Here is a 24,493-nt window from a genome sequence, read left to right on the forward strand (position 1 = left end):
AGCGAGTTTTTTCAGTTAATACTGGGGAAGCCGTTTGGATCGGGCTGTCGCGAACTGTGCGGCAGTGCGCCGTATGATCCAGCCCAGGCAATGCAATCAAAGGTGGGAGGGGGGCTTGCCCCCGATGTGGGAGTGTCAGTCGACGCATCTGTTGCTGACCCGCCGTCATTTTCCCACAATGGACCGCCGTGCATCAGGCAAGTCGCGGTCAAGCCCAGCCCCAGAACTGTAACCACCATGCGCCTGCGACCAAGCCGGCAGCCGTCAAGACACCCATCCATGCCGCCATCCGTGCCTTGCGCGGTAGGCCGCTCAGTTGCCGCCATCCCAACCAGACACACCATCCAACAGCCGCCACCAACAGGGCCCCGCGCGCCGTTTGCACCCAGGCCAACACCAGCCCTTCGTAGCGCAATAACTTCACCGTGGTCGCCGATAAGCCGAGAAACAACCCCGCACCACCGAGTGGCGTCAGCGTCAGGGCAAGGGGCCGAAACAGTGCGCGGTCGCCCGCCACACGTGCGCTGAACTTCATCAGCACCCAGCATGCGCCGCCCAGCAGCAGTGAGCTGGCGCCCAGGTACAGCACGATGCACATCCCATCCAGCCAACTGAAACTGTCGTTGAGCTGCGGGTAGTGGGTCAGCAGCCACCATGGCGCGGTGTCTTGCAGCGGCCATAGCCAATCGTGTGCCACCAGCCATTCGGCCAGGTGTTGTTTAAGGGCGATAAACCACGGGCTGACGGTCCATTGAAACGCGCCCATGGCCAGGCCGATCACGCCGAACAGCAGCAGGCGCGCGTCCCATACCGGGGCGGCTTGATGACGGGCCTGGAGGATTTCCTCGTTGCACGAACGGGCGATCAGTTGCACGGCGCCGCGTTGCCCACTGCACCGCCCGCACGCGTGGCACTCGCTGGCGCCTTGCAAGCGGCGAATGTCCAGCAGCGGCGCGCAGTTGGGCAGGGGCAGGCGCGGCGCGGTGTTGGCCTTCCAGCGTTGCTCGTCCACCGCAAAGCGCACCGGCGCCAGGCGCGCGAGCAGGGCGAAGACGCCGCTGACCGGGCACAGGTAGCGACACCACACACGTTTGCCGCGCACGAACAAAAGGCCCACCACGACGGCCGCTACGGTGGAGCCGCCAAGAATCAGCAATGCTGCCTGGGCGTAGTCGTATACGCTGATCAATTGCCCGTACAGGGTGGTCAGGCAAAAGCCCACGGTGGGCCAGCCGCCCCAGCGCAGCCAGCGCGGAATGCCCAGGCCGCGTCCGTGCTGGCTGGCCCATTCGCTTAGAGCGCCTTCCGGGCACAGCACGCCGCACCACAGGCGCCCGAACAGCACCATCGACAGCAACACGAACGGCCACCACACACCCCAGAACATAAATTGCGCCAGCAGCGTCAGGTTATTCACCAGGTGCGCCTGAGTGTCGGGCAGCGGCAGCAGCGCCGGCACCACCAGCAGCAGCGCGTAGACCACGACCACCGCCCATTGCAGCGCACGGATCAGCCGCGCATGGCGGCGCATGCCATCGCCCAGACGGGCCAGCCAACTCATGCCGCGTGCCGCGACCGGCGCAGGCCGTGGCTCACCCACAGCCAGTAGCCGAGCAGCGCCACCAGGGTGATCAGGCTGGGCGCGGCGCGGTAGCCGGCGAAATCGGCGAGCAGGGCGCCCACGCCATGGCTGTCGCTGAGCAGTGCGCTGCTGTCCCAGCGGCTCTCACCGAAGGCCGTGTAGACCCAATCCGGCAGGTCCATCGCCAGCAGCTGCCCGCTGATACGGTCCACGGCAGCCACCAGCAACGCGCCGCCCAGCAGCAACAGCAAGGCTTCGCTGAGGGCAAAAAAGTGCGCCCACGACAGTATGCGGCGGCTGCTGCGCAACAGCAGCACCGTGAGACCGGCCAGCACCAGGCCGAGCACGCCGCCAATGGCGAACAGGCTCAGGGCCGTGTCGTGCAAACGCGCGCCGGCGCCATATAGGAACACTACGGTTTCGCTGCCCTCGCGGCTCACCGCCAGCAACGCCAGCAGCAACAAGCCCCAGCCGCCCTGGCGTGCCAGGCGCTGGTCGGCGTCGCGTACCAGGCTGTGGCGAAGGGTGGGGCCGTGGCGATGCATCCAGAACACCATCTGCACCATCAGAGCGCTGGCGACCAAGGTCAGCAGGGCTTGCAGCCATTCGCCTTCGGCGCCGGTCATGGTTTCTGCGGCCCACAGCATCAACCCGGCCAGGCCCGCCGAGCACAACAGACCGAGCAGCACCCCGGCCCACAGAAAGCGTGCCAGGCGCGAGCGACCGGCCTGCTGGCTGATCCAGGCTTGCAGGATGCCGATCACCAACAGCGCTTCGACGCTTTCGCGCCACACAATGAACATCGCTTGATTCATCAACGGCTCCGGCGGTTATTGAGCGAGGAGGCTGCCTTCGGGCAGCTGTGGGTTGAACTCGTCGAAGAACGGGTATTCGCCGGGTTTGAGCGGGTGGATCACCACAAAGGTGGTGACGCCGGGCGATAACACCTTCTCCACGCGCAACGGCGTGCTTTCGAATTCGGCCGGGCCCTGGCCGGCATTGGTGAGCACGATCTTGAAGCGTTCACCGGCCTTGACCACCAGTTGCGGCGGCGTGAAGTGCCCATCGCGCAAGCTCAACTCATAGGTGGGCAACGGCGCCGCGGCGGCCGCGCCGCCGAGCAGCAGGCCACCCAGCAGCAAGGCGCGGCGCATCAATAACCGCCTTTCTTGCCGATGCCGGCGTAGACGAATTCGTAGTGCACTTCACAACGCTCGAACCACGGCGCAACCCCGGTTTCCTTGTCGGTGTGGCGGCCCAACGAATGAGGGCCGGTGGGCGGCAGCACGCTGAAGGTGAGGGTGTATTTGCCGGGGCCTTGTAGCTTGACGTTATCGCCGTAGTGCGGGCCGTCATTGGCAACCATGGCGTGGAAGTCGCCGCTGATCGGCGTGTCGCTGCCTTGTTTTTTCAAGGTGAAAGATAGGTTCAGGTACGGCACGAAACTGCCCTCCTGAAAGCCTTGGGCGTTGTCCGCCGTGGCGCGCACATCGGCCTCCAGGTGCACGTCGGAGTCGGCGGTGGCGCGCATCATGCCGGTAGGCGCCATTTCGATCGGTTGCAGGTACACGGCACCGATTTCCAACCCCGGGCACTGTTGCGGCTCGCCAATCGGGTATTCCTTGGCCAGTGCGGCAGAGGTGGACAGCAGCAGGGCCAACGGCAGCAGAGAGGGGGTTCGCATGAAGACTTCCTGACGGGTGAGGGGAGAGGGCCCGAGTCTAGGAAAGTGCGGCGCAGATAATAATGATTCTTGTCAAGTTTCGAGGATATTTCATCTTGGCCAGGCTTGATGCCGGTCAAGGTTAGCCGCCACCTCACACGTTACGGTGAGGTTATCGCGCGTTGATAAGGAATTTGTCATGGCAAAGCCGTTTCCGTTGCACCCTAAGCACCCTGAGCGAATCTGCTGGGGCTGCGACCGTTACTGCGCCGCCACTGATTTGGCCTGTGGCAACGGTGCCGATCGCACCATGCACCCCGCCGAGATGCTCGGCGACGACTGGTACGAGCATGGCGATTGGGGCGTGACCAAGCAGCCACCCCCCGTGGACGAACCATCAGCTGCCTGAGCGAGGTGTGTCTTTGCGCTCCTTGGAGGGTTTAGCAGATTTGGGTTTGGGGGCTTGTTTCGCCGGCGGTTGTTTCTGCGTGCTGTTGTCGGTTTTCTGGCTGCTGTCTGAAGGGCTGCTGGGGTAAGTACCCGGCGGCAGTGCGGAACCTGCGGCACCGCTGTTATCGCCGAATGCCGCAAAGACAGGCCCGGCGAGCAGCGCCGTCAGGCAAGCGGAAAGTACGATCCTTCGGGACGTGGTGGTCTTCATGACGCAATCCCCTTATGTCATTGCACAAACCCCGGGCCGGTGGAGCGTGGCCCGTGGTCCGGCCAGCTATTAAGCCGCCATCGGCTTGGCCATGGTTTTTTTATACGCGGCCTTCATGGCCTCCATTTCGGCACCGAGTTCTTCCAGTTGTGCCTTGCCCAGCAGCTTGCGGGCTTGGGGGAACATCTCGGTTTCCTCTTCTTCGATATGGTGCTCCAGCAGTTCCTTGACCACTTTGACGCGGCCGGAAAACTCAGTGCTGGACGGCTCGGTCTTCTTCAGGTCGGGCAGAACCAGGCTGTCGACGGTGCGGTGCTCTTCCTTGGCTTCGTGGTACATGATGTCCTGCTCTTTGCCGCCGGCTTTGCGGAAGGCCGGGTAGAGAATCTCTTCTTCCAGCTTGGTGTGCAGGGTGATTTCCATTTCGAGCTTGGCCAGCAGCTCAGTGCGCTTTTTAACGCCGCGCTCGGTGGATTCGCTCAGTTGGGTCAGCAGTGTCTTGACGCGTTCATGGTCGGCTTTGAGCAGGTCGATGGCATTCATGGTGAAACCTCACGGATAGGGTTCGGGCGCGTCGAAGTGCGCGCCTCGTCCGATGGGGTGTTGCATCGGCCGTACCAACTCTTGGTTATAAATAAATAACTTAAATATCAATGACTTATTGGATTTATGCAAATGCTGCTGTCGTGCAGCTTGCATGGTTGCCGAGGCACTACGTTGCATTACGCCGGCCTGACGCGCGCGGTTTGCGTCAGTTGCGCAAATCCGATGGAACCCTCAGCGCAATGGGTTGACCTAAGCCTTAGACCTCAGGAGGTGAAACATGCAATTAGAATATGTCTGGATCGGGTTGGCGGTGGTTGTACTGCTGTTGGAACTGTGGGCGATCAACGCCGTATTGCGCAGCACCAGTGGCTGGGAGACCAAGGGGTTGTGGCTGATCATCCTGATCTTTGTGCCGCTGCTGGGGCTGATTGCCTGGGCGATGTTCGGGCCCAAGCGTGAGATGCCGGAGCAAGGTAAACACTGAGGTATGGCTCAGACAGCAAACAGGCGCCCCTCGGGGCGCCTGTTTTGTTTACGGGTTCGCCGATCAGCCGGCGAGGGCCTTGGCAATCGCGTCATTGAACGCCGGCAGATCGTCCGGCGTGCGCGAGGTGATCAAGGTCCAGCCATTGGCCTGGCATTGCTTGACCGGCTCATCCACCCAACCGGCGGCACCGGCATTTTCCAGGTCGATGCGTACGCTCTTGTAGGAGGTGAGGGTCTTGCCTTTGATCACGCCTGCGTCGATCAAGGCCCATGGGCCGTGGCAGATCGCGGCGATAGTTTTGCCGGCATCGGCGAATTCTTTGATCAGGCGCAGCGCGGCCGCGTCCTGGCGTAGGGTGTCGGCGTTGACGGTGCCACCGGGAATCACCAGGGCATCGAAGTCGCTGCCGACCACGTCCGACAGTTGCACATCGGATTCCACGGTCTTGTCCTTTTCGGTGTCGCCAACGAACGTCTGGGTGGTGCCGCCCTTGCTGGACGCATGGGTCACATTGGCGCCGAAACCGCGCAACGCTTCCAGCGGCTTGACCAGTTCGTCGCGTTCGATACCGGTATTGGAGGTGATGATCAGGATGTGTTTACCGTTGAGGTGGGTGCTCATGATCGAGTGTCTCCTGTGCGAAGGTGGGGATTGGCGTCACAAATGCCCCCGCGTCATCTGACGCAGGGGCGTGATCGGGCGAATTACTTGGCGTACTTGCTTTGCAGCTCTTTGGCCATTTGCAGGTGTTTTTCCAGGGTCGGCAGCTTCTCGGTGGCGAAAGCTTTCAGCTCGGCGTTGTCCGAAGAGGTCGACTCTTTCTTGAACAGTTCCACGGCTTCTTCGTGGGCGTTGACCTGGTTGTTGGCATAGGCCTTGTCGAAGGACTCATCGCGCATTTCCAGGATGGCTTTCTTGGCCTTGTCCATCAGCGCGGCGTCGTCAGGCACTTCCAGATCATGCTTCTTGGCCAGGGCCATCAGTTCCTGGTTGGCTTTGGTGTGGTCATCGACCATGTGCTGGGCGAAGGTTTTCACGTCGGCCGAGCTGCTTTTTTGCAGGGCCAGTTTGCCGGCCTCGACTTCAGTGATGCCGCTCTGTGCGGCCTTGTCTACGAAGTCGTTGGAGGTGGCTGCGAAGGCTGCGGACATCGAACCGGCAACCAGTGCGAAAGTCAGGCCCATTTGTTTCATCAGCTTGGTAGTCATGGTGTCTCTCCTTGTGAATGACGTGATGTCGCTACCTGGGTGTTGAGCCGGCACTGGGGCAAAAGGTTTAAATTTTTTTGTGCTTTTTTCGCCAGCGTTGGCCGCGGCAAATTCCTTGAACTATCGAAAAGCCCAGGGCTCTGCTGAATGAGCCCGCCGTGTGATGGCGGCGCGTCAATTACTAGGAGAATGCCCCGTGACCGAGCACAAGAGCGCCGATAAAACCCTCACCCCCGTCAGCTCCGAAGAGGCGCAAAAAGGCACCGACAGCCCTGTCAAAGGCCAGACCCTGGAGCGCCCGAACCCCAACACCGAAACCGTTGACAATGTGCTCACCCCCACCTCGATCAAAGACACCGAGCGCCAGACCGATGCGATCAACGAACAAGCCGCCAAGGCCGAGCGCAAATTGAGCCACTGAGCGGAGCATTCAAGCCATGGCTGACGACGCCGGCCGCGCGGCTGCTGTTTGGGCGGCCCCCTTGTACATCGGCTGCGCAGGCTGGAGCCTGCCGCGCGAACACTGGCCGGCATTCGTCACAGAGGGCACGCATTTGCAGCGCTATGCCTCGCGCTTCAATGCGGTGGAAATCAACAGTTCGTTTTACCGCGCTCACTTGCCCACGACCTACGCGCGCTGGGCACAGTCGGTACCGTCGACTTTTCGGTTCTCGGTGAAAGTGCCCAAGCTCATCACCCATGAGCTGCGACTGGCGCATTGCGAAACCGCGCTGGATGAGTTTCTCGCGCAGTGTCAGCGATTGGGCGACTCCCTAGGCTGCCTGCTGGTGCAATTGCCGCCGTCATTGGCGTACGAGCCCGTGACCGCTGCGGTGTTTTTCCGCGCCTTGCGCCAACGCTATCTGGGCGCCGTGGTGCTGGAACCGCGGCATGCCAGTTGGCTTGAGGCTGAAGGGTTGTTACAGGATTTGCATATCGGCCGGGTCGCTGCCGACCCTGCGGCAATTGCGGGCGGCCATCTGCCCGCCGGCTGGCAAGGCGTGCGCTATTGGCGCCTGCACGGCTCCCCGCGCATTTACCACAGCGCCTATGGCCCCGCACGGGTGCAGGCGTATGCCCGCCAGTTGCTGCAGTCCATCGAGCAAGGCATCCCCACCTGGTGCATCTTCGACAACACCGCCAGCGGCCGGGCGCTGGACGACGCGCTGTACCTGCTGGAGCAGCAGCTGGCGGGGTTTAGCACGCTCTAACGGGTGGATGGCTTGGCTTCATTGCCAATCGATCTATACACCTGTCAGATCTGACAGTAGCCGCTTTGTATCCGATGGATATAGTCAAAGGCGTACACATGCCCAGCCGGGAGAGCGGCCATGACTAAATCCGAATTGAACAAGTTCCTCCAAATCAAGATCGACCAAAAAGCCAACATCATCCTCAACGAGCGCGTGCGCTATGACGACGCGGCTTTCGGCGAGCTGAAAATCTATGCCTGTCTGCGGCGGATCCTGAACAAAACTGCGACCCTTGAAGACCTCGGTGTGCTGCATGCCGTGAACAATTTGCTGCATGCCACCGGTGTGCTGGCGCCCAATGAAACGCTCGGCTCCAAGGTCACCAAGTGAGGATATTCAAATGAGTGACATCGAACAGCGAGTGAAGAAAATCGTCGCCGAACAGCTAGGTGTTGCTGAAGCCGACATCAAGAACGAGAGTTCTTTCGTGGACGATTTGGGCGCCGATTCCTTGGACACGGTGGAACTGGTGATGGCCCTGGAAGACGAGTTCGAGATTGAAATTCCGGACGAGGAGGCCGAAAAAATCACCCACGTCCAATTGGCCATTGATTACGCGAGGGCGCACGCAAAGTCGTAGGGCAAACACACGCTGCGGTGGCTAGACATCCACCCGCAGCACTTCCAGCCCCAACTGTTCATACGCCGCGATATCCGGCGCATGCCACTCGGTGATCAGGCTGTGGATTCGGCTGCACGGCGCCACCACGAAGGGCTCCACGGCGCCGAGTTTGTCGGCCGTGGTCACCGCCACCACCTGGGAGGCGCTGTCTAGCAAGGCTTGCTTGACCGCCACTTCATCGAAATGCAGCGACGTCATGCCCACCTGTGGGTGCAGCGCGCAGACCCCGGTAAACAACAGATCGGCCTTGATGTTTTGGATCAAGCGCACGGTGTCGTGGCCGTGGGTGGAGAGGGTGGCCGGGTTGAGTTGGCCGCCGGCGAGGATCACCTTGACGTCGGGGTGGTCCGCCAGGGCGATGGCAATCATCGGCGATGCCGTCACCACCGTAAGGCGGAGCGACAGCGGCAGTGAGCGGGCGATCTGCAGCGTGGTGGAGCCAGAATCGAACATCACGATCTGCCCGTCCTCGACGCGTTCGGCGGCCAGTTGGGCCAGGTGCCGCTTGACCGCATCGGTCTCACCGACCCGGGTAAAAAAATCCTTACCGGTGTCTTTAGGCCGGGGCAGGGCGCCACCGTGCACACGCTGCAACAGGCCGGCTGCGGCCAGTTCGCCGAGGTCGCGGCGGATGGTGTCCGGGGACACCGCAAAGTGTTCGACCAGTTCGGCTGCGGTGACTTTGCCGTCGCGCTCCAGCAGCAACAGGATCTTTTGTTTGCGTAACGAGGGGAGGTCGATGGCGGCGTGGGTGTTTTGCATGTTTGTGCGCTTTTTTGCGGGTTTGTGCGAGATTAATCGCCGGCCCTGTTGAACGCAATGCTTGACTTTCACCCCCTCGTTTGACCGCCTCAAAGCCGCTGTTTGGAATCGGGGCGATTTAGCGGCCGCGCCCATTTAAGGCGCGACCCGCCGCACAAAAAAAATCGTAAAAAAATAAAAAGAGTTGTCCACGAAAACCGTGGGTATCTCTGTGGATAACTTTGCCGGGCCCCGGCGGGGTTGGTGATTTCGCCCAAGATCAATATTTGATCAACTTAAGGTTTGGCCCAGCATGGCCAGGGTTTGCGCTTGACAGGCCCGCTCGAAACCAGTGCCGAAAAGTGTTTTACGAGTCGCCGTCGCGGCTTGTGGAGTGTGTGATGGCTTGCGTCTGAACCTTCGATTGCATCAGTTGATCGAGTGCCTGGCGATACGTGCGACCGGCCAGGCTCATGCTGTTGTTGTGGCTGGCACCGGGCACCAGCAACAAGCGTTTGGGTTCTTGGGCAGCGGCAAACAATTGCTGGCTGAAGCGCGGCGGAACGTAGCGGTCGTCTAGGCCATGCACCACCAGCAGCGGCATGCGGATATCGGCGATCTTGTCGATGGAATCGAATTTCTGCGACAGTAGCCAGCGCACCGGCAACGAGGTGTTAGCCACCGCTGTGGCCACATCGGCAAGGGAAGTAAAGGTGGATTCGATCACCAGGCCACGCACCGGCACCGGCGATTGCTGACCCAATTCCGCCGCCAGGTCGATGGCCACTGCGCCGCCGAGGGAATGCCCGTAGATCAGGCGTTTTTGTGGGTCGGGTTGCAGCACCTGAAAGCGCTCCCATGCGATGCGCGCGTCTTCGTATACCGTAGTTTCCGACGGCAAGTCGCCGTGACTTTTGCCGAAGCCCCGATAGTCGATGGCCAGCACCGAAAAGCCCAGGGCATGCAATTGCTCGATGCGAAACAGTTGCCCGGTAAGGTTCCAGCGCACGCCATGCAGGTAAAGGATCGCCGGCGCATTCTTGCTGGCCGCCGGGTACCACCAGGCATGGATGTTCTGCCCGGCTTTGAAGCTGGCCGGCTTGAGTTCGAATTCCTGCACCGCCTTGGGCAGGCCGCTGTACCAACTGGCGGTGCCCGGCTCGATGCGAAACACCAGCTCGCGCTCTTTGTGCTGCAAGATGCTGCACCCCACCGGCAGACCCACGATCAACAACGCCATGCACAGCAGGGGAAACCAGCGCAGGCCCAGGCGAGACAGCAAACGAGACGACATGAACGTTCCAGGTCAAAAGGTGAAGCAGGGTTTTTACCAGAAGCCCCGTGCCGGCAGGAATTATTTCGACCACCGTTGTGCGGCTTGACGCTGCCGCTCTCTGCGCGACATGCTCCTGCTCCTTTGAGCAAAGGCCCGACCATGGACAGCAGCCCCGTACGCATCACCGCCGAAGAGACCCTTTCGGACAACTGGTACAACCTCAAGAAATACAGCTTCGACCTGCGCCGCCGCGACGGTAGCTGGCAGGCCCAGACCCGTGAGGTGTACGACCGTGGCAATGGCGCCACTATCCTGTTGTACAACCGCGCGCAACGCACGGTGTTGCTGATTCGCCAGTTCCGCATGCCCACGTTCGTCAACGACTACCACGGTTACCTGATCGAAGCGGCGGCCGGCCTGCTCGACAACGCCAGCCCCGAAGAACGCATTCGCCTGGAAGCCGAAGAAGAGACCGGTTATCGCGTCGGGCACGTCGAGAAAATCTACGCGGCATTCATGAGCCCCGGCTCGGTGACCGAGCGGATTCACTTCTTTATCGGCCAATACCAGCCGGCCGATCAGGTTGGCAGCGGCGGTGGCCTGGAAGAAGAGGGCGAAGACATCGAAGTGCTGGAGCTGGGTTTCGAACAAGCCTTGGCGATGGTGCAAAGTGGCGAGATCGTGGATGGCAAGACCATCATGCTGTTGCAGCATCTGGAACTGCGGATGTTGAAAGAAGGCTGGTAAGCCCGTCCCATCCACACAGCACGTACATGCAATTTTCCTTGGCGGGTCCACGGCACACTTCCCTCATCGCTGATAGTGGGAAGCAGAGGGGCACGCCATGGATCCAGCCGCCAAGACAGGGGCCGACGAAGTCGTCACCCTGGTGGTCAAACACCGCATCAAATCCGGCCTTGAGGCCGACTACGAAGCCTGGCTGCGGCGCATCGTGCGCATTGCCGGCGAACGGCCCGGGCACCTGGGCGTCGACGTGGTGCGCGGCAAGCAGGACGGCCTGGCGCTGTTTACCTGCGTGCTGCGCTACCGCTCCACCGACGACCTGCAACACTGGCTCGAATCGCCCCAACGCAAGGCCCTGATCGACGAAGCCGCGCCGATGCTCGCCGATGGCGACCAGACCGAAATCGGCGCCGTCAACGAATTCTGGTTCACCCCCCTGGCCGACGGCAGCGCGCCGCCGCCGCGCTGGAAACAGGCGGTGGTGTCGCTGTGCGTGATCCTGCCGCTGACCCTGCTGGTGCCGATTATCTGGGGCCCGCTGCTGCGCCTGCATCCCTTGCTCTCTAACTACGTGGTGTCCACGTTCCTGGTCACCGTGACCATTGTGGTGCTGGTGGTCTACGTGATGATGCCGGCCGCCACGCGCCTGTTCGCTCCCTGGCTTGAAGCCTCTGTAAAGGAAACCCTATGAACGCCGATCTGATCCTGTTCAATGGCCAGTTCCACACCGTGGACCGTGAAAACCCGCGTGCGACCGCTGTCGCCATCCACCAGGGCCGTTTTGTTGCCGTCGGCACCGACGCTGAAGCGATGGCCCTGCGTGGCAGCGCGACCCAGGTCATCGACCTCAAGGGCCGTACGGTTATCCCGGGTCTCAACGACTCGCACCTGCACCTGATTCGTGGCGGCCTGAACTACAACCTCGAACTGCGCTGGGAAGGCGTGCCGTCCCTGGCCGATGCCTTGCGCATGCTCAAGGATCAGGCCGACCGTACGCCGACACCGCAGTGGGTGCGTGTGGTCGGTGGCTGGAACGAATTCCAGTTCGCCGAAAAGCGCATGCCGACCCTGGAGGAACTCAACCAGGCCGCGCCGGATACCCCTGTGTTCGTGCTGCACCTGTACGACCGCGCCTTGCTTAACCGCGCGGCTCTGCGCGTGGCCGGCTACACCAAGGACACGCCGAACCCGCCGGGTGGCGAGATCGTGCGCGACAGCAATGGCAACCCCACCGGCATGCTGGTAGCGCGGCCCAATGCGATGATCCTGTATTCGACCCTGGCCAAAGGCCCGAAACTGCCGTTGGAATACCAGGTCAATTCGACTCGCCAGTTCATGCGCGAACTCAATCGCCTGGGCCTGACCAGCGCCATCGATGCCGGCGGCGGTTTCCAGAACTATCCCGATGACTACGCAGTGATCGAGCAACTGGCCAAGGACCAACAGTTGACGGTGCGCATCGCCTACAACCTGTTCACCCAAAAGCCCAAGGAAGAACTCAGCGACTTCAAGAACTGGACCGGCAGCGTCACCCTGCACCAGGGCGACGACTACCTGCGCCACAACGGCGCCGGTGAAATGCTGGTGTTCTCCGCCGCCGACTTCGAAGACTTCCTCGAACCGCGCCCCGACCTGCCGCTGACCATGGAGCAGGAACTGGAACCGGTGGTGCGTCACCTGGTGGAGCAGCGCTGGCCGTTCCGCTTGCATGCCACCTACGACGAATCGATCTCGCGCATGCTCGACGTGTTCGAGAAGGTCAATCGGGATATTCCGTTCAATGGCCTGCCGTGGTTCTTCGACCACGCCGAAACCATCACCCCGAGAAACATCGAGCGCGTACGCGCCCTGGGCGGTGGTATTGCGATCCAGGACCGCATGGCGTTCCAAGGCGAATATTTCGTCGAGCGCTATGGCGCCAAAGCCGCCGAAGCCACGCCGCCGATCAAGCGCATGCTGGCCGAAGGCGTGCCGGTCGGCGCCGGCACCGACGCCACCCGCGTATCGAGCTACAACCCCTGGACCTCGTTGTACTGGATGGTCAGCGGCCGCACTGTCGGCGGTCTGGAACTGCATGCCGAGGGCCTGCCGCGCCTTACCGCGCTGGAATTGTTCACCCATGGCAGCGCCTGGTTTTCTTCGGAGCAGGGCAAGAAGGGCCAGATCAAAGTCGGCCAATTGGCGGACGTCGCCGCGCTGTCGGCGGATTTTTTCAGCGTCGATGAAGAGGCCATCAAGTGGATCGAATCGGTGCTGACCGTGGTCGGCGGCAAAGTGGTGTACGGCGCCGGCGACTTCGAAGACTACGCACCGCCGCGCGTGCCGGTGCTGCCGGACTGGTCGCCGGTGGTCAAGGTGCCAGGGCACTGGCACCCCAGCTCGCCATTGCAGGCCCAGGTTCACCAGTGCAGCGGCCCGTGCGGCGTGCATGCCCACAGCCATGAAAAAGCGCGCCTTTCCAGCGTGCCGGTCAGCGACTTCCAGGGTTTCTGGGGCGCGTTCGGCTGCTCGTGCTTTGCCTTTTAATCCCAACCCAAGGAGTTAACCCCATGACGTACAAGCGCTTGAACAAAGATGACGCAGTGGTGCTGTTGGTGGATCACCAGACCGGCCTGATTTCCCTGGTACAGGATTTCTCCCCCAACGAGTTCAAGAACAACGTGCTGGCCCTGGCCGATGTCGCCAAATTCTTCAACTTGCCGACCATCCTCACCACCAGCTTCGAAAGCGGCCCTAACGGCCCGTTGGTGCCGGAACTCAAGGCCATGTTCCCGGACGCGCCATACATCGCTCGACCTGGCCAGATCAACGCCTGGGATAACGAAGACTTCGTCAAAGCGGTCAAGGCCACCGGCCGCAAGCAGATCATCATTGCCGGTGTGGTGACGGACGTGTGCGTAGCGTTCCCGACCCTGTGCGCTCTGGCCGAAGGCTTTGAGGTGTTCGTGGTCACCGACGCGTCCGGCACCTTCAACGAAACCGTGCAACAGGCCGCGTGGGCACGTATGACCGCCGCCGGTGCGCAACTGGTCAACTGGTTCGCCGTGGCCTGCGAGCTGCAAGTGGACTGGCGCAACGACATGGAAGGCCTGGCCAACCTGCTGTCGCCGCGTATCCCCAACTACCGCAACCTGATGAACAGCTACTCGGCGTTCACCGCCAAGTAACCGGTTCTCACGCCTGTAGGTCATCGATGTGGGAGGGGGCTTGCCCCCTCCCACATTTGATTTGTGGTGTTGCGATCATCCGGTTATAAAGCCCTGCAAATGCCCACCGAGAAGCGACAATGAACCCCTTCGAAGACATGCGCCTGTTCTGCCAGGTCATGGAGTCCGGCAGTTTCACCGCTGCCGCCGAACAGCTGGGCCTGTCCAAGCAGTTCGTCAGCCGCCGCTTGATCCAACTGGAAGACCGCCTGGGCGTGCGCTTGCTCAATCGCTCCACGCGTCGGTTGGATGTCACGCCCCTGGGGCAGAGTTATTACGAATCCGCGTTGCGTCTGCTCGGTGAAGTCGAGCAGGTGGAGCAGGGCATTGCCGGGCAGAACAGCGAGCCGCGCGGCACCATTCGCCTCAGTGCGCCGCTGTCGTTTGCCATCGCCCACCTGGGCTGTCTGCTGCCGTTATTTCTGCAACGCTATCCGCAGGTGACGGTGGAGGTCGACCTCAGCGACCGCCCCGTGGACCTGATCGGCGAGGGCTACGACCTGGTGCTGCGTATCGGCACCCTGGAAGATTCCACGTTGATCGCGCGCCGCATCGCCAGCATCGCGCGGGTCTACTGCGCCAGCCCCGACTACCTGGCGTTGCGCGGCACGCCGCAGAAACCCGAGGACCTGACCGACCACGACTGCCTGCCGTACGGCCACGGCCGCCAGGTGCAATGGCGCTTCAAGGGGAAGGTGCAGGCGCTGAACGTCAGCGGGCGCATGCGCGTGAACAACGGCGACTTGCTGCGCGACACCGCGATTGCCGGGCTGGGCGTTACCTACCTGCCCACCTTTATCGTCGGCGATGCCCTGCAGGACGGGCGCCTGGTCACGGTGCTCGATGAGTTCGCCCCCGAGGCGCTGACTTTGTCGGCGGTGTATCCCCAGCACCGCCAAAGCTCACGGCCAGTGCAGGCGCTGGTGGAGTTTTTGCGCGAGCGCCTGGCTAGCGGCTGTTGAACAACTGACGGATCAGGTTCGGTGTGCTGCCGGTCCAGCGTTTGAAGGCGCGGCGAAAGTTGGCTGCGTCGTTGAAGTTCAGGTAGGCCGCCACCTCATCGTTGCTATAACCCTTGACCTGATACAGGTGCAACGCCACCTGCTTGCGCACGCGGTCGACCTGTTCCTGGAAACCGGTGTCGTGTTTGTGCAGTTTGCGCTTGAGGGTCGCCGGGCTCATGGCGAACGCCTGCGCCGCCTGTTCCAGGTTGGGTGGCTGGCGCACCTGATCGCGCAGGTAATCGTAGAGGCAGTCGAGAAAACTGTCGGCAAAGCCGAGCTGGTCGATCTGTGCATGGGCCTGTTGACGCGCGACTTGAGCGGCAGTGGCCGAGGCGCCGGGCCAGGCGCGTGTCAGGTATTGGCGGGGAATGCACAACATGTCCAGGGGGCGTGAAAAGCGCGTGTTTTCACCCAGGTTTACCCAGTACTGCTCGACATAACGCGGCTCGGCATGGCTGAAGCTGCACGCCCAGGGCAGGCGCTCGCCGCTGAGCCATTGGCTCATGGCAACCAGCGAAGTCATGCTGGCTTCGAGCAGGAAGCGCCAGTGCTCGCCGGCCCCGCAACTGTCCTGCCAATACAGGTAGGCGTGGTGCTCGTCCAACTCCAGATGCAGCGCCACCAGCGGGCTGAGCAACACCTGCAACTGGATCAGCACCTCCAGCGCCTGGTGCAGGTTTTGCGCATGGCCCAGGGCGTGGCTGGCGGCGCCGTAGTAGCCGGGCAATAGGCGTTGGCCGAACAGAAAGCTGCTGTCGTCGGCGTCGAGCAACTTGCGGCTGTTACCGATCAATCCCAGAAACTGCTGCGGGCTCAGGCGCGCGTTGCCGGCCAGGATGTCCTCGTGGAAAAGCCCGGTGCCGCGCAGCAAGCGATGGCTGTCGATGCCCCGCGACAGTGCCAGGTCGATCAGCGTGGCGGGTTGATAGTGCCCAGGGATAAAGCGGCAGTCGCTTTCATACCAGCGGGTGTTGATGGCCATGTCAGGCACTTTTCGCCAGGGGCTGCTTGGCCTTGGCCAACGCCAGGTTGAGGCGTTTGAGCAGGTCGTGGGGCGGTTCGTCCAGAGCCATCACCACCGCTGTGGAGGCCGCCAATTGCAGGCGCTCGCCTTGTTGCCGGGTCTTGTGGGCCAGGCCACGCACCGCTTGCTGCAATTCCAGCGCGATGTCTTTGGCCTGGCGCTCGCCGGTGTTGGGCAGCAGCACCACAAAGCGGTCGCCGGCCAGGCGGCACAGCAAGTCCTGGCGGCGCAGGTTGAGCAACAGCAACTGGCTGAGGGCTTGCAGCACCGCATCGCCTTCGGCATGCCCATAGGCCTGGTTGATGGCGGCGAAGTTGTCCAGATCCAGAGCCAGCAGCGACAGCGGTTGGGCCTGCTCGCGGCTGTCCTGCAGGCTCTCGGCCAATTGCCGCTTGAGGTAGTCGGCACCGCCCAGGGGCGTGAGCTTGTCAAACAAGCGATGTTCGCGGAACACCCGCTCGCGTTTCTCCATTTGCGCGCTGATCGCCAGTTGCTCGCGGTGCCAGTGGTAGATGCCGAGGGTCAGCAGGATCATGCCCACCGGCATCGGGCCGGACTCCAGCCAGTGGTCCCAGGTGATGCTGTCGGGCAAGCGGATAAATTCATCCAGGCTGTCGATCCACCAGGAAAAAAAGATGCACGCCAGGCCCAGCACCAGATAGTTGGTCACGCGCCCGGCGGGGCGGCTCTTGAGCACCAGCCCCAGCCACACCAGCGCCAGCAGTGCCGAACCGCCTTCGCCGACGATATCCATCCACTCCCATTCGCTGACGCTTTTGAGCTCGCCACAGGCCAGGTGCAGGATCAGCCCCAGATTGGCGGCAATCAGCAGCAGGGCGAGTTTCCAGCGGTGGGGTTTGAGCACGGAGAACATAGCCGCGAGTCCTTGGGCAAAGAAGCGAAGGGCGCCAGCACAGCAGATGGATGTGACGGTTGGATGACAACGGGGAAAGGTCGAATCAGCTCACCTCAAACACGCCGCGCCACAAAAAAGTGGACTTGTTGTGGTGAGCGGGCTTGCCCCGCGCTGGGCTGCGAAGCGGCCCCAAACCCAGGCGCCTCGGTGTATCAGCTAAAACCACATCGCGTGGAATGGGGGCCGCTTCGCAGCCCAGCGCAGGGCAAGCCCGCTCACCACAACAACCTCATTTTCTCCTGCTATGTAGATACCTATGCCCCTGATGGCGGTGGGGCAGCTGGCATATCTGTCGGCTGCTAGACAGCCATCGGGGCAAGCCCCCTCCCACAGGGGAGATTTGCAGGTCATATCGGCTCATTTCATCTCAGCACATGGCTGAAAGCCGCGGTTTACAGGGCTTTACGCCGATCGCTGTCACAGAACCGTCATCCCCCACCCCTAGCGTGCCCTCCCAGTTGTCGGGCCTTTTGCCTGGCGTCGAACGGATTCTTGGGGAGGATTGCATGTACAAGCGCACCGGGCTCGTCAGCTTCACGCTTACCGCCTTGGCCCTGGCGATAGCCAGCGAGCGGCTCTATGCGGCCGACGCGGCCACCACCGAGCATGTCGACGTGGTCGGCCAGGCCGCCGCGATCAGCCAGGCGCTCAAGGAGCAGCGCAGTGCCGACAGCATCAAGAGCGTGGTGCATGCCGATGGCGTGGCGCAGTTGCCGGATGAGAACGTCGCCGAAGCGGCGCAACGTCTGCCTGGCATCAGCGTGGAACGCGACCAGGGCGAAGGGCGTTTCGTCAGCGTGCGCGGCCTGGGCCCGGACCTCAATAGCGTGACCATCAACGGCACCCTGGTGCCCGCCCCTGAGAGCGCCCGCCGCGCCGTGGCCCTGGACGTGTTGCCGTCGGAGCTGGTGCAGTCGCTGTCGGTGATCAAGACCCTTACCCCGGACATGGACGCCAACTCCCTGGGCGGCACCGTCGATGTGCAAAGCCTGTCGGCCTTCGATCACAAAGGCCTGTTCTACACCGGCAGCAGCGAAGCCAGCTACGACAAGAACACCCGCCAGACCAGCCCCAAATTCTCCGGGGCCGCCAGTAACCGCTTCAGCCTCGGCGATGGTATCGACAACTTCGGCGTGGCCGCGGCGCTGAGCTGGCAGAAGCGCGACTTCGGCTCGGACAACGTCGAGACCGGCGGCGCCTGGGACTTCACCGACGGTGCCCGGCTCAACGAATTCGAACAGCGCGACTACGACATCAGCCGCGAACGCGCCGGCGGTGGCCTGAACTTCGACTACAAACCCGATGACCTGAGCAGCTACTACCTGCGCACGCTGTACAGCCGCTACACGGACACCGAGACCCGCAACTCCACCAGCCTGGAATTCGCCGACCCGCAGGCACCCGGCCAGTTGGGCGAGGCCGAGGGCAAGCGCAAGCTCAAGAACCGCGAAGAGACCCAGGAAATTCAGTCCTACGTGTTCGGCGGCGAACGCATGCTTGGCCTGTGGACCCTCAGTGGCCAGGCCGGTTACAGCCAGTCCAGCGAAGACAGCCCCGCGCATATTGCCGGCGCCACCTTCGACGGCGGTGACTTCGCCAACAGCGGTTTCTATGACAAAGACAAACCGCGCCCGATCATCGGCAGCGCCTTCTACGACCCGGCCAACTTCACCCTCGACAAAGTCGACTGGGAAAAACAGAACACCAAAGACACCGAGAAAAACCTGCGCCTGGACCTGGCCCGCGACTACGACCTGAGCGGCTATGCGTCCCAGGTCAAATTCGGCGGCAAGGTCAGCCGGCGCAACAAGGACAACGACCTGGAAGCCTGGGTCTACAAGGATTTCGACAGCCTGGGCTTCACCGACCAGCAGCTCAGCCTGACGCAATTTCAAAAAGGCAACGTCGACTATCGCCTGGGCAACTACGGCCCTGGCATCAGCGCCAGCGGCATCAAGCAGTTGATCGGCGGCCTCAACCGTGCGGACTTCTATGACGAGACCGAATCCCGGGTCAACGACTTCACTATGCGTGAAGACATCAACGCCGGTTACCTGATGAACACGATCGATATCGACGACTGGCGCTTTATCGCCGGCCTGCGCTACGAAGGCACCGAGTTCGAAGCCAAGGGCACCGGCGCCACCGACGGTCAGTTCACCGCCACCGACACCCGGCGCCGCTACCACCATTGGCTGCCGGGCCTGCACGCGCGCTATCAGATCGACAAGAACACCCAGGTGCGTGCGGCCTGGACCAAATCCGTGGTGCGCCCGACCTTCGGCCAACTGGCGCCGGGGTTTGTGATCGACGATGACGAGGCCACCTTCGGCAACCCGGACCTCAAGCCGTTGGAATCGAGCAATCTGGACCTGGGCATCGAGCATTTCATGGGGCGTGCCGGCACCGTCTCGGCGTTTGTGTTCTACAAGGACATCCAGAATTTCGTCTACAACACCGACCTGGCCGGTACTGGGGCCTGGACCAACTTCGCCGAGGCCCACACCTACGCCAATGGCGACAGCGCCAAGCTGTATGGCCTGGAGCTGGCCTATTCGCAGAAATTCGATTGGCTGCCGGCGCCGTGGAACGGCCTGCTGGTGGGCGCCAACAGCACATTCAGCCGCTCCAGCGCGGACATCGAAGGCTTCGACGCTGCCAGTGGCACTCACCGCAAGCGCAACATCAGTTTGCCCAGCCAGTCGGACACCGTCGGCAACCTGATGCTTGGTTGGGAAGACGACAAGCTCAGCCTGCGCCTGTCGGCCAACTACAAATCGGCCTACCTGTATGAGCTGGCGTCGATCAACGACAAGGCCCATGACCTGCATGTGGACGCGCAGACTTTCGTCGACTTCAGCGCGCGCTATTCACTGAGCAAGAACCTGCAAGTCAGCTTCGAGGCCCAAAACCTTACCGATGAGTCGTACTTCGTCTACACAGGCCACCGCAGCTACAACGGCCAGTACGAAGAGTACGGCCCCACCTACAAAGTGGGCCTGACCTTCACGCATTTCTAACTCACTCAATTCCAATGTGGGAGGGGGCTTGCCCCCGATGAGGGCCTGTCAATTGGCGCATCAGTAGCTGACCCACTGAAGCCCCCCAAGCCCACAGCGTTCTGCATTTTTCCGAAGGATTTGTTCGTTCATGAGAATTTCCAAGCTGTACCTGCTGATCGCCCTGGCCACCAGCGGCCCCGTCTTCGCCGCTGATCTGGCGCTGACGCCCTGGGCGCCCAGCCTGAAGGCCGAAGCCGTGGCCTTCCTGCCCGACGGTCAGACGCGCCTCACCGCCAGCCCCCGTGACGGTCTGCAATTGCTCGACAGCAAGGGCGCCGAACTGGCGCGTTTCAACGGTCATTTCAGCAGCCTCGATACACGCGCCACCGGCCCCCACGCAGTGGTCGCCAGCCTCGACAACGACCGCCAGCAGGCACTGCTGATCAACCTCGATAGCGCCGCTAAAACCTGGGGTCAACCGCTGTACCTGCCGCCCCGCGATTTTCCGGTAAACGGTCTGTGCCTGTACCGCGACGCGGCGGCCAACCTGTTTGTGTTCCTGGTCGGGGAGGAGGGCAAGGGCGAACAATGGCTGGTAGGCAATGGCTCGACGCTGCTCGCTGAAGCCCGCCGTGTGCGCGGGGTGCCGTTGCCGCCGTCGGCGCAGTTCTGCCAGGTGGACGACGCCACGCAGCAACTGGTGGTGAACGAAGAAAACGTCGGCTGGTGGGCCTACCCGGCGCATCCCGAAGCCGCGGTGAAACGCACGCCGGTGGCGCTGTTCGATGATTCCAAGCGTGAAGCCGGGGCCATGGCGCTGGTGCCGGGGGGGATGGTCGCCCTGGACCCGAAAACCGCGCAGTTGCACCTGTTTCAGTCCTCCGGCGCGCGCTGGGTAGAGCAACCGAGCCTGGGTCTGCCCGGCCTCAAGGAGCCGGAGCAACTGGCAATCAACGGTCGGCAATTGCTGGTACGCGACGACGACAACGGCCAACTGTACCAAGGCACCCTCGACTGGCAGGCCAAACCCGTGCCGGTCGCGCCGGTGCTGCCGGAGGTCGCCGCGCTGCGCCAGAGCGAGCCGGTGGGGCGTCAGGGCGACGCGGCGGATGACCCGGCGATCTGGGTTCACCCCGAGCACCCTGGGCAGAGCCGCGTGCTCGGCACCAACAAAAAACAGGGCCTGCTGGCCTACGACCTCGACGGCAAGCTGCTGCAAGAGCTGGCGGTGGGGCGCTTGAACAACGTCGACGTGCGCCCGCGTTTCAAGCTTGGCCAGCAGACGGTGGACCTGGCCGTGGCAAGCAATCGCGATCGCAACAGCCTGAGCCTGTTCAGCATCGACCGGCAGACCGGCGAGTTGCGCGAGGCTGGTGAAGTGCCGACGCCGCTCAAGGAGATCTACGGCATGTGCCTGTTCCAGCCCGCCGGCGGCGACATTTATGCGATCGCCAACGGCAAGGACGGCACCTTCCTGCAATACCGCCTCAGCGCCCCGGACGGGCGCGTGCAGGGTGAGCTGGTGCGCCAGTTCAAGGTCGACAGCCAGCCCGAAGGCTGCGTCGCCGACGACCAGCGCCAGCGCTTGTTTATCGGCGAAGAAGACGTGGGCGTGTGGGCGGTGGATGCCCGTGCCGATCAGCCGGCGACCCTGACCAGCGTGATCAAGGTCGGCGAACAATTGCACGCGGACGTCGAGGGCCTGGCGCTGTACCAGAGTGCGCAGCATGACTACCTGGTGATCTCCAGCCAGGGCAATGACAGCTACCTGGTGCTGGATGCCGAGCCGCCGTTCGCCAGTCGCGGTGCCTTCCGGGTCGGCCTGAACGCCGCTGCCGGTATCGACGGCGCATCGGAAACCGATGGCCTGGAAGTTACCGCCGTCAACCTCGGCGGGCCGTGGAACCAAGGCCTGCTGGTAGTGCAGGACGGGCGCAAACGCATGCCTGAGCAAACCCAGAACTTCAAGTTCGTGCCCTGGGCCGATGTGACCCGCACGTTGAAGTTGCCTTGAGCTGTCATCAGCCAGTCATGACTTTTTAATCACTGCACGTTAAACGAATAGAGGACATTCACCATGCACGCGACGATGGAACATATGACGATCTGGGGCTTGATCAGTGACGCCAGCCTGTTGGTCAAGGCGGTGATGGTCACTTTGCTGCTGGCCTCGTTGTGCAGCTGGTACCTGATTATTCAGCGCGGCACGGTGCTGCGGCGTCTGGAGCGGCAGTTGAACGGCTTTGTGCAACGCTTTCGTGCGGCGCCGGATTTGCACGGGCTGTACCGCGACACCCTGCAGGCGGGCGAAGGTGGAGTGGCGCCGATCTTCATCGCCGGGGTCCAGGAATACCAGCACCTGCATAGCCATGATCCGGCGGTGCTCGAAGGGGTGGAGCGGGCCTTGCAGGTGGCGATCACCGCGCAGGAAATCGAGCTGGAAAAAGGTTTGCAGTTCCTTGCCACCGTGGGTTCGGTGAGCCCGTATATCGGTTTGTTCGGCACCGTGTGGGGCATCATGAATTCGTTCCTCGGCTTGTCCCAGGTGCAACAGGCCACATTGTCCACGGTGGCGCCGGGCATCGCTGAAGCGTTGATCGCCACGGCCATCGGTCTGTTTGCGGCGATTCCGGCGGTGATTGCCTATAACCGCTTTTCGGCGCGCAGCCAGACCTTGCTCACCCGCTATTACGCCTTTGGCAACGAGCTGCAAGTGCGGTTGCATCGCACCCTGCGCGGTACGCCGATCAACCTGGCCGCGGCCGCCTGAGCAGGAGTACTCCCATGTTAGTCAGGCCACAACGCAAGCACGGGCCCAAGGCCGAAATGAACGTGGTGCCGTATATCGACGTGATGCTAGTGCTGCTGGTGATCTTTATGGTCACCGCGCCGATGCTGACCCAGGGCGTGAAGATCGAACTGCCCAAGGTTGCCGCCGAGGCGCTGGCCACCGACACCCGCCAGCAAATCCTGACCTTGTCGGTGCAGGCCGACGGCGGTTACTACTGGAACCTCGGCGAGGAACTGGACACCCAGCACCAGACCGACAGCGCGGTGAGCCTGGAAGAAATGGGCGCCAAGGTCGCGCAGGTGGTGGCGGCGCGCAGTGACACCCAGGTGTATATCCGCGCCGATGACAATGCCGGGTATGGCCGCGTGGTGGCTGCCATGGCGGTGTTGCAAAAGGGCGGTGTCAGCAACCTGGGGCTGGTGACCGAGGCCCCGCAATGACGGCGATGATCATGCACAGTCCCACCTTGCCAATGGCCTCCGCGGCGCCTTCGGGCTTCTGGCGCAACAGCCTGGCCGCCGGTTTGGCGGTGGCCTTGCATGTGATCGTGCTGGCGCTGTTGGTGCTGGGCTGGGCGCCACAACCGCCCACGCCGGAGGCCCCAAGCGTGATGCACACCCAACTGGTGATGCTGCCCCTGGCGCCGGTCCCAGTACCGGCCCCCGAACCGGTTGCGGTGACGCCAGCGCCGGAACCGGTGGTACTGCCAACGCCGGTCAAACCCGCAGTCGATCCTCGTGTGCAAGCACAAAAGCTCGAAAAAGCCGCCCTGGCGCGCAAGCGTGTCGAAGAAAAGAAAGCAGAGCAGCAACAACAGCGCTTGGCCAGCGAACAGCGCGAGCGTGAACAGGAACAGGAACAGCAACGCCAGGCCCAACAACGCCAGGCCGCCGAAACAGCCCGCGCCGCCGTACCTGCTTCGGCTCCGGCGTTCGACAGCCGCCAATACATGCCATTGAGCAAGGAAGCCCCGGAATACCCCGAACGGGCCCTGGACAAAAACATCGAAGGCGACTGCTCGGTGGAATACACCGTCAACCCCCAGGGCCGCGTGGAAAACCCCAAAGTACTGGACGGCTGCCACCCGTTGTTTATCCGCCCATCATTGGCGGCGGCCAACACCTTCCGCTACCAGCCGAGGATCGTTGATGGCAAGGCCGTGGCCGTGCCAGCGGTGCGCAATACCTTTCACTACCGCATCAAATGACCGACCGCGCCTTGCGCCAGTCCTAAGACCAGCGGTAACCCAAGGTGGGGGGGCTTGCCCCCGATGGCGGTGGGTCAGCAACCCAGGTATCGACTGAGCAGGCCCCATCGGGGGCAAGCCCCCTCCCACAGGTTTGACGGCGTTGACTTGAGCACAGTGGCCCCCGGCTCGGTCGCCAGGGTTTACACCCATCCGAAGGCCAGCGGTAACCAGGGTGGGAGGGGGCTTGCCCCCGATGGCGGTGGGTCAGCAACCCAGGTATCGACTGAGCAGGCCCCATCGGGGGCAAGCCCCCTCCCACAGGTTTGACGGCGTTGACTTGAGCACAGTGGCCCCCGGCTCGGTCGCCCGGTTTTACATCCATCCAAAGACCAGCGGTAACCAAGGTGGGAGGGGGCTTGCCCCCGATAGCAGTGGGTCAGCAACACAGGTATCGACTGAGGGGGCCCCATCGGGGGCAAGCCCCCTCCCACAGTTTTGACGGCGTTGACTTGAGCACAGTGGCCCCCGGCTCGATCGCCAGGGTTTACACCCATCCAAAAGCCAGTGGTAACCAAGGT

General features: G+C 62.4%; 28 protein-coding genes. 16 read left to right on the forward strand and 12 right to left on the reverse strand.

What is annotated here, in order from left to right; all coding sequences use genetic code 11:
• Positions 1 to 208: 208 nt before the first annotated feature.
• Genes QRN41_RS11525 through QRN41_RS11540 form a run of 4 tightly spaced genes read right to left on the reverse strand, consistent with a single transcriptional unit; the run spans position 209 to position 3,266 of the window.
• The gene (locus QRN41_RS11525) at positions 209 to 1,561 is read right to left on the reverse strand and encodes a 4Fe-4S binding protein (RefSeq protein ID WP_285421588.1); all 1,353 of its coding nucleotides are present in this window, start codon (positions 1,559 to 1,561) and stop codon (positions 209 to 211) included.
• Positions 1,558 to 2,397: an FTR1 family iron permease gene (locus tag QRN41_RS11530; protein WP_285421589.1), complete on the reverse strand. Its 840-nt coding sequence runs from the start codon at positions 2,395 to 2,397 to the stop codon at positions 1,558 to 1,560. The genes QRN41_RS11525 and QRN41_RS11530 overlap by 4 nt, the downstream gene beginning before the upstream one ends.
• A gap of 15 nt (positions 2,398 to 2,412) precedes the next feature.
• Complete coding sequence (locus QRN41_RS11535) at positions 2,413 to 2,736, reverse strand: cupredoxin domain-containing protein (RefSeq protein ID WP_034138446.1); 324 nt, start codon at positions 2,734 to 2,736, stop codon at positions 2,413 to 2,415.
• On the reverse strand, positions 2,736 to 3,266 hold the full coding sequence (locus QRN41_RS11540) for an iron transporter (protein ID WP_094066715.1): 531 nt from the start codon (positions 3,264 to 3,266) through the stop codon (positions 2,736 to 2,738). Before QRN41_RS11540 ends, QRN41_RS11535 begins: the two co-directional genes overlap by 1 nt.
• A 178-nt stretch (positions 3,267 to 3,444) precedes the next feature.
• Here QRN41_RS11540 and QRN41_RS11545 point away from each other — a divergent pair, with 178 nt between their 5' ends.
• Complete coding sequence (locus QRN41_RS11545) at positions 3,445 to 3,654, forward strand: DUF3079 domain-containing protein (protein ID WP_167418624.1); 210 nt, start codon at positions 3,445 to 3,447, stop codon at positions 3,652 to 3,654.
• Here the strand turns inward: QRN41_RS11545 and QRN41_RS11550 are convergent.
• Both QRN41_RS11550 and QRN41_RS11555 read right to left on the reverse strand, forming a co-directional pair.
• A complete protein-coding gene (locus tag QRN41_RS11550; protein WP_285421590.1) occupies positions 3,643 to 3,906 on the reverse strand; it encodes a hypothetical protein in 264 nt (87 codons plus the stop codon). The genes QRN41_RS11545 and QRN41_RS11550 overlap by 12 nt on opposite strands.
• 69 nt (positions 3,907 to 3,975) lie before the next feature.
• Positions 3,976 to 4,449, reverse strand: a complete 474-nt coding sequence (locus tag QRN41_RS11555; protein ID WP_034098414.1) for a PA2171 family ribosome-binding persister protein — start codon at positions 4,447 to 4,449, stop codon at positions 3,976 to 3,978.
• 280 nt (positions 4,450 to 4,729) lie between these two features.
• Between QRN41_RS11555 and QRN41_RS11560 the strand changes: the two genes are divergently transcribed.
• Complete coding sequence (locus QRN41_RS11560) at positions 4,730 to 4,936, forward strand: PLD nuclease N-terminal domain-containing protein (RefSeq protein WP_034098413.1); 207 nt, start codon at positions 4,730 to 4,732, stop codon at positions 4,934 to 4,936.
• A 63-nt stretch (positions 4,937 to 4,999) separates the two neighbouring features.
• On the opposite strand, the gene QRN41_RS11565 is transcribed toward QRN41_RS11560, so the two are convergent.
• Together QRN41_RS11565 and QRN41_RS11570 are read right to left on the reverse strand one after the other, a co-directional pair.
• Positions 5,000 to 5,560: a type 1 glutamine amidotransferase domain-containing protein gene (locus QRN41_RS11565; RefSeq protein ID WP_034114026.1), complete on the reverse strand. Its 561-nt coding sequence runs from the start codon at positions 5,558 to 5,560 to the stop codon at positions 5,000 to 5,002.
• Positions 5,561 to 5,643: 83 nt separating this feature from the next.
• Positions 5,644 to 6,147, reverse strand: coding sequence for a DUF4142 domain-containing protein (locus QRN41_RS11570; protein ID WP_034098409.1), 504 nt, complete (start codon positions 6,145 to 6,147; stop codon positions 5,644 to 5,646).
• Positions 6,148 to 6,343: 196 nt separating this feature from the next.
• Between QRN41_RS11570 and QRN41_RS11575 the strand changes: the two genes are divergently transcribed.
• The 4 genes from QRN41_RS11575 (at position 6,344) to acpP (ending at position 7,980) form a co-directional block, all read left to right on the forward strand.
• The gene (locus QRN41_RS11575) at positions 6,344 to 6,568 is read left to right on the forward strand and encodes a hypothetical protein (protein WP_285421591.1); all 225 of its coding nucleotides are present in this window, start codon (positions 6,344 to 6,346) and stop codon (positions 6,566 to 6,568) included.
• A gap of 16 nt (positions 6,569 to 6,584) precedes the next feature.
• Entirely contained in the window at positions 6,585 to 7,358 is a 774-nt protein-coding gene (locus tag QRN41_RS11580) for a DUF72 domain-containing protein (RefSeq protein WP_285421592.1), read from the forward strand.
• Between the two features lie 120 nt (positions 7,359 to 7,478).
• Positions 7,479 to 7,730 carry a hypothetical protein gene (locus QRN41_RS11585; protein WP_285421593.1) on the forward strand — a complete coding sequence of 84 codons (252 nt, stop codon included), beginning with the start codon at positions 7,479 to 7,481 and terminating at the stop codon, positions 7,728 to 7,730.
• Positions 7,731 to 7,740: 10 nt separating this feature from the next.
• Positions 7,741 to 7,980 carry an acyl carrier protein gene (gene acpP, locus QRN41_RS11590; RefSeq protein ID WP_285421594.1) on the forward strand — a complete coding sequence of 80 codons (240 nt, stop codon included), beginning with the start codon at positions 7,741 to 7,743 and terminating at the stop codon, positions 7,978 to 7,980.
• Between the two features lie 21 nt (positions 7,981 to 8,001).
• Here the strand turns inward: acpP and QRN41_RS11595 are convergent, their stop codons facing one another.
• Both QRN41_RS11595 and QRN41_RS11600 read right to left on the reverse strand, forming a co-directional pair.
• Positions 8,002 to 8,784, reverse strand: a complete 783-nt coding sequence (locus QRN41_RS11595; RefSeq protein ID WP_285421595.1) for a DeoR/GlpR family DNA-binding transcription regulator — start codon at positions 8,782 to 8,784, stop codon at positions 8,002 to 8,004.
• A gap of 346 nt (positions 8,785 to 9,130) precedes the next feature.
• Positions 9,131 to 10,057, reverse strand: coding sequence for an alpha/beta hydrolase (locus QRN41_RS11600; RefSeq protein WP_094066710.1), 927 nt, complete (start codon positions 10,055 to 10,057; stop codon positions 9,131 to 9,133).
• Between the two features lie 141 nt (positions 10,058 to 10,198).
• Here QRN41_RS11600 and QRN41_RS11605 point away from each other — a divergent pair, with 141 nt between their 5' ends.
• The 5 genes from QRN41_RS11605 (at position 10,199) to QRN41_RS11625 (ending at position 14,951) form a co-directional block, all read left to right on the forward strand.
• The gene (locus QRN41_RS11605; protein ID WP_034098401.1) at positions 10,199 to 10,786 is read left to right on the forward strand and encodes an NUDIX domain-containing protein; all 588 of its coding nucleotides are present in this window, start codon (positions 10,199 to 10,201) and stop codon (positions 10,784 to 10,786) included.
• 97 nt (positions 10,787 to 10,883) lie between these two features.
• Complete coding sequence (locus QRN41_RS11610) at positions 10,884 to 11,474, forward strand: antibiotic biosynthesis monooxygenase (RefSeq protein WP_034098399.1); 591 nt, start codon at positions 10,884 to 10,886, stop codon at positions 11,472 to 11,474.
• Entirely contained in the window at positions 11,471 to 13,309 is a 1,839-nt protein-coding gene (locus tag QRN41_RS11615; protein ID WP_285421596.1) for an amidohydrolase, read from the forward strand. The genes QRN41_RS11610 and QRN41_RS11615 overlap by 4 nt, the downstream gene beginning before the upstream one ends.
• A 23-nt stretch (positions 13,310 to 13,332) precedes the next feature.
• Positions 13,333 to 13,950, forward strand: a complete 618-nt coding sequence (gene ycaC / locus QRN41_RS11620) for an isochorismate family cysteine hydrolase YcaC (protein WP_034098396.1) — start codon at positions 13,333 to 13,335, stop codon at positions 13,948 to 13,950.
• 119 nt (positions 13,951 to 14,069) lie between these two features.
• Positions 14,070 to 14,951 carry a LysR family transcriptional regulator gene (locus QRN41_RS11625; RefSeq protein ID WP_034098394.1) on the forward strand — a complete coding sequence of 294 codons (882 nt, stop codon included), beginning with the start codon at positions 14,070 to 14,072 and terminating at the stop codon, positions 14,949 to 14,951.
• Here QRN41_RS11625 and QRN41_RS11630 read toward each other — a convergent pair.
• Positions 14,938 to 15,975, reverse strand: coding sequence for an AraC family transcriptional regulator (locus QRN41_RS11630; protein WP_040268585.1), 1,038 nt, complete (start codon positions 15,973 to 15,975; stop codon positions 14,938 to 14,940). The two genes, QRN41_RS11625 and QRN41_RS11630, sit on opposite strands and share 14 nt — an antisense overlap.
• Position 15,976: 1 nt before the next feature.
• Positions 15,977 to 16,891 carry a GGDEF domain-containing protein gene (locus QRN41_RS11635; RefSeq protein ID WP_285421597.1) on the reverse strand — a complete coding sequence of 305 codons (915 nt, stop codon included), beginning with the start codon at positions 16,889 to 16,891 and terminating at the stop codon, positions 15,977 to 15,979.
• A 548-nt stretch (positions 16,892 to 17,439) separates the two neighbouring features.
• On the opposite strand from QRN41_RS11635, the gene QRN41_RS11640 reads away from it, so the two are divergent.
• The 5 genes from QRN41_RS11640 (at position 17,440) to QRN41_RS11660 (ending at position 23,933) form a co-directional block, all read left to right on the forward strand.
• Complete coding sequence (locus tag QRN41_RS11640) at positions 17,440 to 19,953, forward strand: TonB-dependent receptor (protein WP_040268583.1); 2,514 nt, start codon at positions 17,440 to 17,442, stop codon at positions 19,951 to 19,953.
• 130 nt (positions 19,954 to 20,083) lie between these two features.
• Positions 20,084 to 21,949, forward strand: a complete 1,866-nt coding sequence (locus QRN41_RS11645; RefSeq protein ID WP_167418615.1) for a phytase — start codon at positions 20,084 to 20,086, stop codon at positions 21,947 to 21,949.
• A gap of 63 nt (positions 21,950 to 22,012) precedes the next feature.
• Complete coding sequence (tolQ, locus tag QRN41_RS11650) at positions 22,013 to 22,705, forward strand: protein TolQ (protein ID WP_034098384.1); 693 nt, start codon at positions 22,013 to 22,015, stop codon at positions 22,703 to 22,705.
• A 14-nt stretch (positions 22,706 to 22,719) separates the two neighbouring features.
• Positions 22,720 to 23,166, forward strand: coding sequence for a protein TolR (gene tolR, locus QRN41_RS11655; protein WP_034114013.1), 447 nt, complete (start codon positions 22,720 to 22,722; stop codon positions 23,164 to 23,166).
• Positions 23,163 to 23,933 (forward strand): energy transducer TonB, encoded by a 771-nt coding sequence (locus QRN41_RS11660; RefSeq protein WP_167418614.1) that lies wholly within the window; start codon positions 23,163 to 23,165, stop codon positions 23,931 to 23,933. Before tolR ends, QRN41_RS11660 begins: the two co-directional genes overlap by 4 nt.
• Positions 23,934 to 24,493 lie beyond the last annotated feature (560 nt).

Source organism: Pseudomonas sp. efr-133-TYG-23, from assembly GCF_030209215.1.
GTDB classification, from domain to species: Bacteria; Pseudomonadota; Gammaproteobacteria; order Pseudomonadales; family Pseudomonadaceae; genus Aquipseudomonas; species Aquipseudomonas rhodesiae.